This window comes from Microbacterium sp. AK009, from assembly GCF_013410955.1.
In the GTDB taxonomy this organism is placed as follows: Bacteria; Actinomycetota; Actinomycetes; order Actinomycetales; family Microbacteriaceae; genus Microbacterium.
The window spans coordinates 264,408-277,527 of record NZ_JACCCG010000002.1; the positions used below are offsets into that span (position 1 = coordinate 264,408).

General features: G+C 69.8%; 13 protein-coding genes. 4 read left to right on the forward strand and 9 right to left on the reverse strand.

The window, feature by feature from the left end; genetic code table 11:
- Window positions 1-4: 4 nt before the first annotated feature.
- The 3 genes from HDC37_RS05220 to HDC37_RS05230 are packed head-to-tail and all read left to right on the forward strand — an operon-like array spanning window position 5 to window position 2,795.
- A complete protein-coding gene (locus HDC37_RS05220) occupies window positions 5-1,069 on the forward strand; it encodes an iron chelate uptake ABC transporter family permease subunit (RefSeq protein WP_179559582.1) in 1,065 nt (354 codons plus the stop codon).
- Window positions 1,066-1,902, forward strand: coding sequence for an ABC transporter ATP-binding protein (locus HDC37_RS05225; protein ID WP_179559344.1), 837 nt, complete (start codon window positions 1,066-1,068; stop codon window positions 1,900-1,902). Before HDC37_RS05220 ends, HDC37_RS05225 begins: the two co-directional genes overlap by 4 nt.
- Window positions 1,899-2,795 carry a siderophore-interacting protein gene (locus HDC37_RS05230; RefSeq protein ID WP_179559345.1) on the forward strand — a complete coding sequence of 299 codons (897 nt, stop codon included), beginning with the start codon at window positions 1,899-1,901 and terminating at the stop codon, window positions 2,793-2,795. Before HDC37_RS05225 ends, HDC37_RS05230 begins: the two co-directional genes overlap by 4 nt.
- 30 nt (window positions 2,796-2,825) lie before the next feature.
- Here HDC37_RS05230 and HDC37_RS05235 read toward each other — a convergent pair whose 3' ends face one another.
- Genes HDC37_RS05235 through sufB form a run of 7 tightly spaced genes read right to left on the reverse strand, consistent with a single transcriptional unit; the run spans window position 2,826 to window position 9,426 of the window.
- Window positions 2,826-4,214 (reverse strand): MFS transporter, encoded by a 1,389-nt coding sequence (locus HDC37_RS05235; protein WP_179559346.1) that lies wholly within the window; start codon window positions 4,212-4,214, stop codon window positions 2,826-2,828.
- Complete coding sequence (locus HDC37_RS05240) at window positions 4,211-5,362, reverse strand: MalY/PatB family protein (protein ID WP_179559347.1); 1,152 nt, start codon at window positions 5,360-5,362, stop codon at window positions 4,211-4,213. The genes HDC37_RS05235 and HDC37_RS05240 overlap by 4 nt, the downstream gene beginning before the upstream one ends.
- 7 nt (window positions 5,363-5,369) lie before the next feature.
- The gene (locus HDC37_RS05245; RefSeq protein WP_124293088.1) at window positions 5,370-5,699 is read right to left on the reverse strand and encodes a metal-sulfur cluster assembly factor; all 330 of its coding nucleotides are present in this window, start codon (window positions 5,697-5,699) and stop codon (window positions 5,370-5,372) included.
- Window positions 5,700-5,723: 24 nt separating this feature from the next.
- A complete protein-coding gene (sufC, locus tag HDC37_RS05250) occupies window positions 5,724-6,494 on the reverse strand; it encodes a Fe-S cluster assembly ATPase SufC (protein WP_179559348.1) in 771 nt (256 codons plus the stop codon).
- Window positions 6,494-6,820, reverse strand: coding sequence for a non-heme iron oxygenase ferredoxin subunit (locus HDC37_RS05255; RefSeq protein ID WP_179559349.1), 327 nt, complete (start codon window positions 6,818-6,820; stop codon window positions 6,494-6,496). The genes sufC and HDC37_RS05255 overlap by 1 nt, the downstream gene beginning before the upstream one ends.
- The gene (sufD, locus tag HDC37_RS05260; protein ID WP_179559350.1) at window positions 6,817-8,007 is read right to left on the reverse strand and encodes a Fe-S cluster assembly protein SufD; all 1,191 of its coding nucleotides are present in this window, start codon (window positions 8,005-8,007) and stop codon (window positions 6,817-6,819) included. The genes HDC37_RS05255 and sufD overlap by 4 nt, the downstream gene beginning before the upstream one ends.
- On the reverse strand, window positions 8,008-9,426 hold the full coding sequence (gene sufB, locus HDC37_RS05265) for a Fe-S cluster assembly protein SufB (RefSeq protein WP_179559351.1): 1,419 nt from the start codon (window positions 9,424-9,426) through the stop codon (window positions 8,008-8,010). It abuts the gene before it with no gap.
- A gap of 241 nt (window positions 9,427-9,667) precedes the next feature.
- Here sufB and HDC37_RS05270 point away from each other — a divergent pair, with 241 nt between their 5' ends.
- Window positions 9,668-10,816 (forward strand): heme A synthase, encoded by a 1,149-nt coding sequence (locus HDC37_RS05270; protein WP_179559352.1) that lies wholly within the window; start codon window positions 9,668-9,670, stop codon window positions 10,814-10,816.
- Window positions 10,817-11,013: 197 nt separating this feature from the next.
- Here HDC37_RS05270 and HDC37_RS05275 read toward each other — a convergent pair whose 3' ends face one another.
- Both HDC37_RS05275 and HDC37_RS05280 read right to left on the reverse strand, forming a co-directional pair.
- Window positions 11,014-11,847 carry a type IV toxin-antitoxin system AbiEi family antitoxin domain-containing protein gene (locus HDC37_RS05275; protein WP_308472100.1) on the reverse strand — a complete coding sequence of 278 codons (834 nt, stop codon included), beginning with the start codon at window positions 11,845-11,847 and terminating at the stop codon, window positions 11,014-11,016.
- Between the two features lie 274 nt (window positions 11,848-12,121).
- Window positions 12,122-13,042, reverse strand: coding sequence for a heme o synthase (locus HDC37_RS05280; RefSeq protein ID WP_179559584.1), 921 nt, complete (start codon window positions 13,040-13,042; stop codon window positions 12,122-12,124).
- Between the last annotated feature and the right edge of the window lie 78 nt (window positions 13,043-13,120).

The following is a 13,120-nucleotide window of genomic DNA, read 5'->3' on the forward strand; positions in this document are numbered from 1 at the left end:
CGACATCCGGAGCACCCCCGAATCCCGGCTCACCGCCGTCGCCGCGCGTGCGGCGGCGATCGCGGGTGGGCGCCGACGCCGAGCCCGGCGCCGCCTCACGGTCATCGGTTCCCTGGCGGTCGCCATCGCGGTGATCTTCCTGCTGTCGCTCATGATCGGCAACACCTTCTACGATCCGGCGGAGGTCCTCCGCGTCATCCTCGGTGAACAGGTCACGGGCGCGTCGTTCACCGTCGGCGAGCTCCGCCTCCCCCGGGCTCTGCTGGGCCTCGTCGCCGGTGTGGCGTTCGGAATGGCCGGGGTCACCTTCCAATCCCTCCTGCGCAACCCGCTCGCCTCCCCCGACATCATCGGCATCAGCTCGGGGGCCAGTGCGGCTGCGGTCATCGGCATCGTCATGCTGTCGCTGTCGGAGACGGCGGTCTCGCTCCTCGCCCTCGGCGGAGCGCTGGCGACCGCCCTGGCGATCTGGCTGCTCTCGCACAAGAACGGTTTCGCCGGGACGCGGCTGATCCTCATCGGCATCGGAGTCGCGGCGATGCTCGACAGCGTCATCACGTACGTCCTGTCCCGGGCCGCGGCCTGGGACCTCCAGGTCGCGATGAGGTGGCTGACCGGCAGCCTCAACGGCGCTGACTGGCAGACCCTCGCACCGGTCCTCATCGCCGCGGTCATCCTCATCCCGCTGATGATCGGCCAGTCCCGCAACCTCGGCGTCCTGCAACTGGGAGACGACACCGCCGCGGGCCTCGGCGTCGCCCTCACGCGCAGCCGACTCCTCCTCATCGTCGCCGCCGTCGCCCTGCTGGCCTTCGCCACGGCGGCGACTGGACCCATCGCCTTCGTGGCGTTCATGGCCGGGCCGATCGCCGCACGCCTCGTCGGGCCTGCTGGCTCGCTGCTGATCCCCGCCGGCCTCGTCGGCGGCCTCCTGGTCCTGTGCGCCGACCTCCTCGGCCAGTACGCGTTCGAGAACCGTCTGCCGGTGGGTGTCATCACCGGCATCCTCGGCGCTCCCTATCTCGTCTACCTCCTCATCAGGACGAACCGCTCCGGAGGCTCGCTATGACCACCACCCACTGCCTCGCCGCCGAGGGGCTGACCCTCTCCTACGGGGAGCGGACGATCGTGCGCGCGCTCGACCTCGTCGTCCCACCCGGGCAGGTCACGGCGATCATCGGCGCGAACGGGTGCGGCAAGTCGACCCTGCTCCGGGCGCTCTCCCGCCTGATCGCGCCGCGCGCGGGGCAGGTGGTCCTCGACGGCAAGACGCTGCAGAGCCGCAGGGCGAAAGAGGTCGCGAGGATGCTGGGACTCCTCCCGCAGAGCCCCGTCGCCCCGGAGGGCATCGCCGTGGCCGATCTCGTCGGCCGCGGCCGCCATCCCCATCAGCGCCCGCTCGCGCGCTGGAGCGCACGGGATTTCCAGATCGTCGCCGAGGCGCTCGAGGCGACCGGGACCAGCGATCTCGCCGACCGCCCGATGGACGAACTCTCCGGAGGTCAGCGCCAGCGGGTGTGGATCGCGATGGCGCTTGCGCAGGAGACCGACATCCTGCTGCTGGACGAGCCGACCACCTTCCTCGACGTCGCGCACCAGATCGAGGTCCTCGACCTGCTCACCGATCTGAACCGAGAACGCGGCACGACGATCGTGATGGTGCTCCACGACATGAACCTCGCCGCGCGCTACGCCGATCATCTCTTCGCCCTCCGCGACGGCCGCATCGTCGCCGAGGGGGCGCCTCGCGACATCCTCACCCGGGAACTGATCGAGGAGGTCTTCGATCTGGATGCCGTCGTGATCGACGATCCGGTGTCCGGCGCCCCGATCGTGCTCCCCCGCGGCCGCCACCACGCGACCCGCGCCGCCGCCCGCTCCGTCACGGAGGATTCCCGATGAGCGTCATGCGCTTCTTCCGCGTGCGCGTCTCGCGCATCACAGATGTGACCCCGAGCTTCCGCCGGTTCACCTTCGTCGGCGACGACCTCGATCAGTACGGGGATCCGGGCTACGACCAGCGGGTCAAGGTGGTCTTCCCCGCCGCCGGTCTCCCCCTCGATGCGATGCCCACGGACGAGGACTGGTACACGCGCTGGCGCGCCCTGCCCGAGGGTCAGCGCGTGCCGTTTCGCACCTACACCACCCGCGCCGTGCGACACGCGGAACGCGAAGTCGACATCGACATGGTGTCCCACGAGGTGTCCGGTCCCGCGTCCGCATGGATCGCCTCCGCCGCGGAGGGCGATGAGGTGCTGATCCTCGCTCCGACGACGGCGCATCGGGGCATCAGCCCCGGGGTCGACTTCGTCCCGCCCCGGCACACCGAGAACATCCTGCTGGCCGGCGACGAGACTGCGGCTCCCGCGATCGCGGTGATCCTCGAGCAGCTCGCACCGGACGCACGCGGTGTCGTGGCGGTCGAGGTGCCCCACGAGGAGGATGCCGCCTATCTTCCCCGCCATCCCGGCTTCGACTACGTCGTCGCCGCACGCGGCGAGGGTCCCCGCCACGCCCACCTCGTCGCCGCCGTCGAAGACGCCGTGGAGCGTCTGGCCCCCGCCGGGCGCGGGGGCGAGATCGAGGAGATCGACATCGATGAGGGGATCCTCTGGGAGGTTCCGCGTACGGCCAAGGGGGGCGCGGCGCTCAAGCGGGCGCCGCTGTACTCCTGGCTGGCCGGCGAGGCGGGCGCGATCAAGGCCCTCCGGCGTCACCTCGTCGCCGAGCAGGGAGTGGACAGGCGTGCCGTGGCCTTCATGGGTTACTGGCGACTGGGTCGTGCCGAGAACTGAGGCGCGCGGCTGACCAGAACGACGGCGGTCTCAGGCGCCGGTCGCCGGCCGCGCCTCGTGTGCGTGACCGAGGCGGAGGCCCGGGACCAGAGCCGCGAGCGCGAGCAGCGTGCCGATCACGAACACGGCGGGGAACCCGGCATCCGTCCCGGCCAGGAGGGTGAAGACCAGCCCCATCACGGCGATGGATGACGCCGAACCGACGGCGTCCGAGATGGACAGCGCCGAGGAGTTGAAGCCCTGGTTCTGCGGTGTTGAGTACGCCAGCGTCAGCACCGTCAGCCGCGGGTACATCAGTCCCATCCCCGCGCCCGCGAAGCTCCATCCGGCAATCAGGATCGCGGGGTCCAGGCCCAGCAGCGCCGTCGCCACCGCGACGAGGAGCGAACCGACCAGCAGCGCGGTGCCGATCAGGGTGATGCGGGTGTTTCCCAGGCGGTCTCCGACCCGGCCCTGGACCTCCGCCGCCGCCGCCCACGCCAGCGCCGCGGCGGTGAGCCCGAGTCCCGCCCAGGTCGGTGAGAAGCCGTAATCGTCGATGAGCAGGTAGGGGATGTAGATCTCGGCCCCGAACAGGGCTCCCGCGATGAGTCCGCGCATCAGGACCACGCTGGGAAGACCCCGGGCGGCGCGCAGCGCACCGGCGGGCAGCAGTGGGCGCGCGGCCAGGGCGATGACGACGACGGAGACGGCCACCGCGGCCCACGCCCACCCACCGAGTTCACCGGCGAGGCTGAGCCCCAGCGCTCCGACGGCGACGACGAGGGCGCACACGAGCCGGGGCCACACCCGCCCCGTGGCGGGTTCGTCGGTGCCCAGGGGAAGACCGTGCAGCCGCAGCACCACGAGCAGGTAGGCGATGAGGGTGAGCGCCGCGACACCGAGGAACACCCAGCGCCAGTGCAGGAACTCTGCCACCGCCCCGGCCAGGAAGGGGCCGATGAGCGAGGGGACGACCCACGCGGCCGAGAAGGCGGCGAAGACGCGTCCATGCACGATCGCGGGGTACACGCGTGCGACGACGACATACAGGGCGACCGTCTGCCCGCCGGTTCCGAGCCCCTGCACGAGTCGTCCGGCGACGAGGGCCGGCATGTCGGGAGCGAGCCCGGCGATGAGAAGACCGATCACGAACAAGCCGACCGCGGTGCTCAGGGGCGCCAGCACACCGCCGCGATCGCACCAGGCACCCACCACCACCATGCCGATGACACTGGTCGCGAGGGTTCCGGCGAAGGCGACGGCGTACAGCCGGTCGCCGTCGAGGTCGGCGCTGACGACCGGCATCACCGTGGTCACCGCGAGCGCCTGGGTCGCCGCGAGGAAGATCAGGGCGACCGCGCCGACGGTGACCCAGAGGAACGGCCGGCCCCAGACGGACGAGGGTGCGACCGCGAGCGGAGCACGCGGCGAGGTCATGCCGGTACGAGTGCGCCGACCCGCGCGATGGCCTCGCGCAGCACGTCGGGATCGCAGCCGAAGTTGATCCGCACGTGGCTCCTGCCCTCTGCACCGAACTGCGGACCGAAATGGAACGCGACCCGGGCGTCCCGGAGGATCCGTCGCGCCGGGTCCTCCCCCCAGCCGTACGCGCTCAGATCCACCCAGCCGAGGTATCCCGCGGGAGGGATGCGGAAGCGGGCGAGCGGGAGGTGATCGGCGAGGAGATCCTCCAGCAGCCGGCGATTGACATCGAGGCGGACGAGCAGCGCGTCCAGCCAGTCGTCGCTGTCGGTGAACGCGGCGATCGCCGCGTGCGCACCGAAGATTCCCGTCCGCCATTCGACTTCGACGGGAAGCGACCGGAGCGTGCCGAAGCGTTCAGGGGTCGCCGCGACCATGATCGCGCACTTGAGACCTGCGAGGTTGAAGGCCTTGCTGGCGCTCACCAGAGCGAATCCGACCGATGCCGCGGTGTCGGAGACGGCCAGGAACGGCACGAACCCGGCGTCGGGCTGCGCCAGGGGCGCGTGGATCTCGTCGCTGATCACGACGGCGTCGTGAGTCGCGGCGAGGGCGGCCAGTCGCTCCAGGGTGCGCCGGGCATGGACGGTCCCGGTGGGGTTGTGGGGATGGCAGAGCAGGACTGCGCGCGCCCCCGCCGCAAGAGCCGCGTCGACACCGGCGAGGTCGATCTCCGGCCCCTCCCGGCCGTCGACGAGAGGGACCCGTTCGACGACCGCGCCGGCCTCGGCCACCGCGTCGAAGAACGGCGGGTAGACCGGCGGCATGACGACCACCCGGTCACCCGGCCGGGTGACCCGACGCAGGATCTCGACGACCCCCATCATCACGTCACAGGTGGTGCGCATGAGGGTGGGGTCCGGATGCCACCCGAAACGCCGCCCGGCGAAACCCGCGTACGCCTCGCGCACGCCGGACGCCGGCGCGGTGTATCCGGTGTCTCCGAGCTCGACGGCGCGGCGGAGCCGCGAGGAGATCGCCGGGGCCAGCGGGAAGTCGGTCTCGGCGACGAACAGGGGAAGCACGTCGGCGGGGTAGGCCCGCCACTTCGCGCTGGTTCGCTCCCTCAGCGCTTCGAGCGGGAGGGCGTCGAGGGGCTGCACCCCTGCGTCAGATCGCGAAACCGAGGGCGCGCATCATGTCGCGCCCGTCGTCGGTGATCCGCTCGGGGCCCCACGGCGGCATCCACACCCAGTTGATGCGGAACCGCTCGACGACCTCGTCCAACGCCTGAGCGGTCTGCTCTTCGAGGACGTCGGTCAGCGGGCATCCGGCCGACGTGAGCGTCATGTGGATGACGAGGGCATCGTTCTCGTCATCCCAGGCGAGGTCGTAGATGAGACCCAGGTCGACGACGTTGATCCCCAGTTCGGGGTCCATCACGTCCTTCAGGGCTTCGGTGACCTCGTCGAACTTCTCCGGGCTGAGCGTCGCGGTCATGGCTGCATCCTACGCGCGGTCATTTCAGGCGTCGACCGGCGTCTGGTCGCCGATGAAGCGGTCGTAGCCCTCTTCCTCGAGCCGCTCCGCGAGCTCGGGACCGCCTTCTTCCGCGATCCGGCCGTTCACCATGACGTGGACGAAGTCGGGCCGGATGTAGCGGAGGATCCGGGTGTAGTGCGTGATGAGCAGCACACCGAGGCCGGTGTTCTCCTTCGCGCGGTTCACACCCTCCGAGACGATCTTCAGGGCATCGACGTCGAGGCCTGAGTCGGTCTCGTCGAGGACGGCGATCTGCGGCTTCAACAGCTCGAGCTGAAGGATCTCGTGGCGCTTCTTCTCACCACCGGAGAACCCCTCGTTGACGTTGCGCTGGGCGAACTTCGGATCGATGCGCAGGCCCTTCATCGACGCCTTGACGTCCTTCGTCCACGTCCGGATCGCCGGCGCCTCGCCGTCGATCGCGGTCTTGGCGGTGCGCAGGAAGTTCGTCACCGTGACGCCCGGGATCTCCACCGGGTACTGCATCGCGAGGAAGAGACCGGCACGCGCGCGCTCGTCGACCGACATCTCCAGGACGTCTTCGCCGTCGAGGGTGATCGAGCCGCTGGTGACGGTGTACTTCGGGTGCCCGGCGACGGTGTACGCGAGCGTCGATTTGCCGGAGCCGTTGGGCCCCATGATGGCGTGGGTCTCGCCGGTGCGGACGGTCAGGGTCACGCCGTTGAGGATCGGGGTGGTCCCGGCGTCGGTCTCGACCGTGACATGGAGGTCGCGGATCTCGAGCACAGTCATCAGATGTCCTTCTTCACATTCGGGTCGATGAGTACGTCGTCGCCGTCGATGGTCACCTCGAAGACCGGGACGGGTTCGTACGCGGGGAGGTTCAGCGGTTTGCCGGTACGCAGCGAGAACGCCGAGCCGTGAGCCCAGCACTCGAGCGTGTCGCCGTCGACGAATCCCTCGGCGAGGGAGATGTCGCCGTGCGTGCAGGTGTCTCCGATGGCGTGCACCTCGCCGGCGGCGTCGAGGACGAGGGCGATGGCCACGCCCTCCACCTCCACACGAAGCGCGGTGTCCTGCTCGAGGTCGCTGAGGGCACAGACGCGGGTCGCGCTCACGCGGCCGCTCCTTCCTCGAGCTCGCGCTCGATGGCCGCCATCAGCTCGTCCTCCAGCGTCGGGATGCCGATGCGCTGGACGATCTCGCCGAGGAAGCCCAGAACGACCAGGCGCCGCGCCTCGGCCTCGGGGATGCCCCGGGCCTGCAGGTAGAACAGCTGCTCGTCGTCGAAGCGACCGGTGGCGCTCGCGTGACCGGCTCCGGCGATGTCGCCGGTCTCGATCTCGAGGTTCGGGATCGAGTCGGCGCGGGCGCCGTCGGTGAGGACGAGGTTGCGGTTGGCCTCGTAGGAGTCCGTTCCCACGGCGTTGCGACCGATGAGCACGTCGCCGATCCAGACGCTCCGGGCGCTCTCACCCTGGAGTGCACCCTTGTACAGCACGTCGCCGACGGTGTGCGGGCCCTTGTGGTGGAGGTAGACCTGACTCTCGAGGTGCTGTCCCGAGTCCGAAAACGACACGCCGTAGAGCTGAGCGCGAGACCCGGGGCCGGCGAGCTCCACCGACGGGTTCACCCGCACGACGGAGCCACCCAGGCTCACCACGACATGCGTGAGGGCGCCATCCCGCTCGACGCGCGCCTGGTGCGCTGCTGCGTGCACCGCGTCGTCGTCCCAGCGCTGGACCGACACGACGGTCAACGCGGCGCCGTCGCGGACGATGATCTCGACGTTCTGCGCGAGGAGCGCCGGCCCGGCGTGCCGCAGCAGGACGGTGCCGCGGGCGTGGGGCTCTGCCTCGATGACCAGGTGCGTGAAGGTGGCCGCGGTGTCTGCGACGACGTCGACGACGACGGGGTCGGACAGCTCGACGCCGGATGTGAGCCGGATGCGGGTGGCCTCGGGTGTGCGCACCCAGGCCAGAGCCGCAGGGTAGTCCTCGGGTGTGAACACCTCACCGCGCGGGGCGGAACCGGGGGCGAGGCTATCGACCTCCACGCCGACATGCTCACCGACGGTGATGCCCGCTGTCCGCGTCGCCGCGGCATCCGTCTGCCACAGCGGCGCGAGCCGCTCGATCGGGGTGTGCTTCCAGTTGACCTCGCGGCCCGTCGGCGCGCCGAAATCAGCCGGATCGTAGGACTGCGGACGCTCGGAGCGGGTCTGGATGGGGACGACGCCCCATCCCCCGTCGGTGTGCGCTGTGGATCCCGGCACCGCGACGGGTGCCTGCGTGGTGGAGCTCATTCAGCCGACGCTGCCTTCCATGCCCATCTCGATGAGCTTGTTCAGTTCCATCGCGTACTCCATCGGCAGTTCTCGCGCGATGGGCTCGATGAACCCGCGGACGATCATGGCCATCGCCTCGTCCTCCGGAAGCCCACGGCTCATGAGGTAGAAGAGCTGCTCCTCGCTGACCTTCGACACCGTCGCCTCGTGACCGAGCTGCACGTCGTCGACGCGGATGTCGATCGCCGGGTAGGTGTCGGATCGTGAGATGGTGTCGACCAGGAGCGCGTCGCATCGGACGGTGTTGGCCGAGTGATGCGCGTTGGCATCGACCCGCACCTCGCCGCGGTAGCCGGCGCGACCGCCGCCCCGGGCGATCGACTTCGACACGATCGAAGACTGCGTGTACGGCGCCATGTGGATCATCTTCGCGCCGGCGTCCTGGTGCTGGCCGGGACCGGCGAACGCGACCGAGAGCGTCTCGCCCTTCGCGTGCTCGCCCACCAGGAAGATCGACGGGTACTTCATCGTCACCTTCGAGCCGATATTGCCGTCGACCCACTCCATCGTCGCGCCCTCATGGGCGACGGCGCGCTTGGTGACGAGGTTGTAGACGTTGTTCGACCAGTTCTGGATCGTGGTGTACCGCACGCGGGCGTTCTTCTTCACGATGATCTCGACCACGGCCGAGTGGAGGGAGTCGCTCTTGTAGATCGGCGCGGTGCAGCCCTCGATGTAGTGGACGTACGAGCCCTCGTCGGCGATGATCAGGGTCCGCTCGAACTGACCCATGTTCTCGGTGTTGATCCGGAAATACGCCTGCAGCGGGATGTCGACGTGCACCCCCTTGGGGACGTAGACGAACGAGCCTCCCGACCACACCGCGGTGTTCAGGGCGGCGAACTTGTTGTCACCGGCGGGGATCACGGTGCCGAAGTACTCCTCGAAGAACTCCGGGTGCTCCCGCAGCGCGGTGTCGGTGTCCATGAAGATGACACCCTGGCGCTCCAGGTCCTCCTGGATCTGGTGGTAGACCACCTCGGACTCATACTGGGCCGCGACCCCGGCGACCAGACGTGCCCGCTCCGCCTCGGGGATCCCGAGACGCTCATAGGTGTTCTTGATGTCCTCGGGAAGGTCCTCCCAGGACTGCGCCTGCTTCTCGGTCGAGCGCACAAAGTACTTGATGTTGTCGAAGTCGATCTCCGACAGGTCGGCGCCCCAGGTGGGCATGGGCTTGCGCCCGAACAGCTGATACCCCTTCAGGCGGTTCTTCAGCATCCATTCGGGTTCGCTCTTCATCGCGGAGATGTCACGCACCACCGCCTCACTGATGCCACGACGGGCGCTGGCTCCGGCGGCGTCTGCGTCGTGCCATCCGAATTCGTACACCCCCAGGCCTTCGAGCTCCGGGCGATCGATCAGTACATCCGACATCGTCACACTCTCCTCTAGGGGCCCCAACGAATGTCTCCGTTCCGACATTCCCGCTTCCTCGGGGGAGAAAACGGAAGGGGATGTCAAGGGCTGGGCCCTCTCCTGGCGTCGCGCTGGGCGCCTAAACTGTTCGGAAGGGGTTGCGCCCGACGGCGCGCGACCGAACCCCTCGATTCTACAGGTCCCGCCCTCGCCCCGGCCCGCGCCGGGCGTCAGGCGGCATCCGACCCAGGAGGTCCCCATGTCCGCGCCCGCGCTCGTTCCCCCACGTCCGCGCCGGCCGGCGAACGGGATCAGTCGGCCGCTGCGCGTCTTCGCGTGGCTGTCCTTCCTCGCCGAAGTCCTCATCATCGGCACGGGCGGGGCCGTGCGGTTGACCGGTTCGGGGCTCGGCTGCCCCACCTGGCCGCGCTGCACCGCGGAATCGATCGTCCCCACCCCCGAGATGGGGATCCACGGCGTGATCGAGTTCGGGAACCGGACACTCACCGGCCTCGTCGGCATCCTCGCACTCGCCGTGGTGCTCCTGATCGTGCTGCGCACCGGCGGCCGCAAGGCCCTCACCGCATCTCTGTGGTTCGCGGCCGGCGGAATCCTGGGGGCCGCAGCCGTCCTCGCGCTCGGCGTCGCGCTGGATTTCCCGGCGGGACCGCTCGCCAACGGCGTCCTGCTCGCCGCGGTGATCGCGGCCGCTGTCCGCTCGGTGCGCACCACTCCGGCGAGACGAGACCTCGTGCTGCTCGCCTGGCTGGTGCTGATCGGCGTCGTCGCGCAGGCTCTCGTCGGGGGCATCACGGTGCTCACGGGCCTGAACCCGTTCATCGTCGGTTTCCACTACGTCGTCTCCGTCGTCCTCGTGTGCGTCACCGCCGCCTTCCTCGCCCGGATGAACCGGCCCGAGCTGCCGCGCGAATCCGCCGTCCCCGTGTGGCTGCGATGGACGGCGCGCGGCGCGGTCGCCGCTCTCGTGGTCACGATCGTCTTCGGCATCCTGACCACCGGTGCCGGCCCGCACTCGGGTGACGCCGCCGCCGGCCGGAGCGGATTCGACGCCGAACTCCTCGAACACGTCCACGCCTGGCCGAGCTACGCGCTGTTCGCCCTGACGATCGCGCTGTTCGTCGGCGCCTGGCGACAGCGCGACCGGACCCCCCTCCTCGCGCGGTGGAGCATCGTCCTGCTCGGGGCGGAAGTGGTCCAGATCGCCGTGGGTCTCTTCCAGGCCCGGAACGGTCTGCCGATCCTCGCGGTGGGTGTCCACATGGTGCTCGCCGCTCTCACCGCCGCGGCCATGACCGCGGTGGTGCTGCACCTCACCCGGCCGGTCACCGACTCACCGATCCTCGACGTGCGTGCCGCGTCGGACGCCCGCGCCGGCGTCGGCGCCTGACGCCCTCCCCGGCTCCCAACGCCCCGCCCCGCAATCTCGCGCGCGGGCACGCCCCTTCCGCTTCGCGGGCGCGCTCCCTGTTCGTTCGCCCAGCGCTTCTTCCGTCCCTTCCTCGGCGATTCGCCGAACCTCGGACGCATCGGTCGAGGGCGACCGCGGGAAGGAAGATCTCCGCGTCAACGTGCGAGGTGCAGGCCCTACGCGATCGCGTCGAGGATCCGGCGCTGCACCGCAGGCCACTCCTCGAGCATCTCCGAGTACCCCACCCGGATGACGTGGTAGCCGAGGAGCATCAACTCGGCATCATGGGCGTTGTCCCGCGCCCGCTGGGCACCGACGTGGTGTCCTCCGTCGAGCTGGACCACCAGGCGGTCGCCGATGAGGAAGTCCACCGGACGGCCCGCGAGCCACACCTGCGGCGTGATCGGGATCGGCAACCAGCGGAGCCTGACGACGAAGAGCGTCTCGAGACCGGAGTCCGCGAACGGCCGCGCTTCGGCGAGCAGGCGGCGGGCAGCCGGCGGAAGGGGCGTTCGGGCCAGGACGGCGGGATCGACAAGACGCAGACGGAGCGCCGATTCCCAGATCACAAGGGCTTGCTCGTGCGGGACGCACGACGCGACCAGGACGAGGGCATTCGGGAGCGGATCCACGAGGTCATCAGGATCTCGCTGCACCACGGGTCGGGCCCAGTGCACAGTGGCACGGTCGGGCCGCGGGCCGGTGGCATGAGGTCCGCACGCGACGTGGCAGCGATCCTCGGTGAGCACCCAGAGCCCATACCGTCGGGCGGCGGTGACGCAGGTGAGGACGACGCCCCATCGGGCTGCGGCGACCAGTTCGACGTCGGCACCGGGCGCGGCAACCCAACCGCGACGCAGCGGCTGCAGCAGTCCTTCGTCCCGCGCGGTCCTCAACGCGTGTCGGCTCACCCCTTCGTCCAGCAGGCGCGCGGTGCGCGCAACGCCCCCGAGAGCGACGAAGGTCTGGGCGAGGTGCTCGAGCTGGCGCGCCGTCTTGAGGGTTATCACGGCTCGATGTTGCTCTGATCCCGGCGGCGAGATCAGGGACGCAGGCGGATCTGGGGACTGACGGGCGCACTCCTCCCCTGTGCAGGAATGGACGCGCGTGCAGCACTTGCGGTGATCTACCGTCCCTCGGTCGGATCCGCCTCGTCGAACCGTGGCACGCTCGATCCCCGCGACACCGACGCGCGGGCGCTGGTGCGAAACCGCACGGACGCGCCATCCAAGGTCGGCGCAACCGTGCGAGTCAGTCAGGCGCGCGCGAGACGGAACCCGCGGGTCAGAAGGGCAGCAGCGGGTCGACGGCGATCGCGACGAAGAGCAGGGTGAGGTAGGAGATCGAGGCGTGGAAGACGCGCATCGGCCGGGGCTCGGTGCCGCGCACCGCGCGGTTGTACAGGCGGTGCGACTCGTAGATGAACCAGCCGCCGAACACGACGGCCGACACCGTGTAGACCAGCCCCATCCCGGCGACGGGGATCAGCAGCAGCGAACACGCCACCGTGGCCCAGGCGTAGAGGATCACCTGCAGCCCGACCTGCGACCCGGTGCGGGTGGCGCCGAGCATGGGGACATCGACGTCGGCGTAGTCGCCGCGATACTTCATCGACAGCGGCCAGTAGTGCGGCGGCGTCCACAGGAACACCAGCAGGAACAGCACGAAGGGCGTCCACGAGAGCGACCCGGTCACCGCGGTCCAGCCGATGAGCACCGGGAAGCAGCCGGCGATGCCGCCCCAGACGATGTTCTGCTCGGTGCGGCGCTTGAGGATCATCGTGTAGATCACGACGTAGAAGAAGATGGCACCCGCCGACAGACCGGCAGCCAGGACGTTGGTCGTCAGCAGGAGCCAGAGGGTGGATGCCACGGCGAGCGACCAGGCGAACACCAACGCGCCGCGCGGGGTGACCTCGCCCGTCACGAGGGGACGGTTCTCGGTGCGCTGCATATGGGCGTCGATGTCGCGGTCGAGGTACATGTTGAACGCCGCGGCCGATCCGGCGCTCAACGAGCCGCCGATGACGGTGGCCAGGACCAGCCAGAGATCGGGCAGGCCGTTCTGCGCGAGGATCATCACCGGGACGGTGGTGACGAGAAGCAGCTCGAGGACGCGAGGCTTGGTCAGCGCGATGTACGCGCGGACGGTGCGACCCGGAGACGGGCGGTGGTGCGTGATCGCGCCACCGGCGGCCGTTGACATGTCCATCGTCCCCCGTTGCGAGCCTCGAGAAAGTCCCCCTCGAGTCTAGGTCATGGCACGCGGACTCCGTCCCGCCGC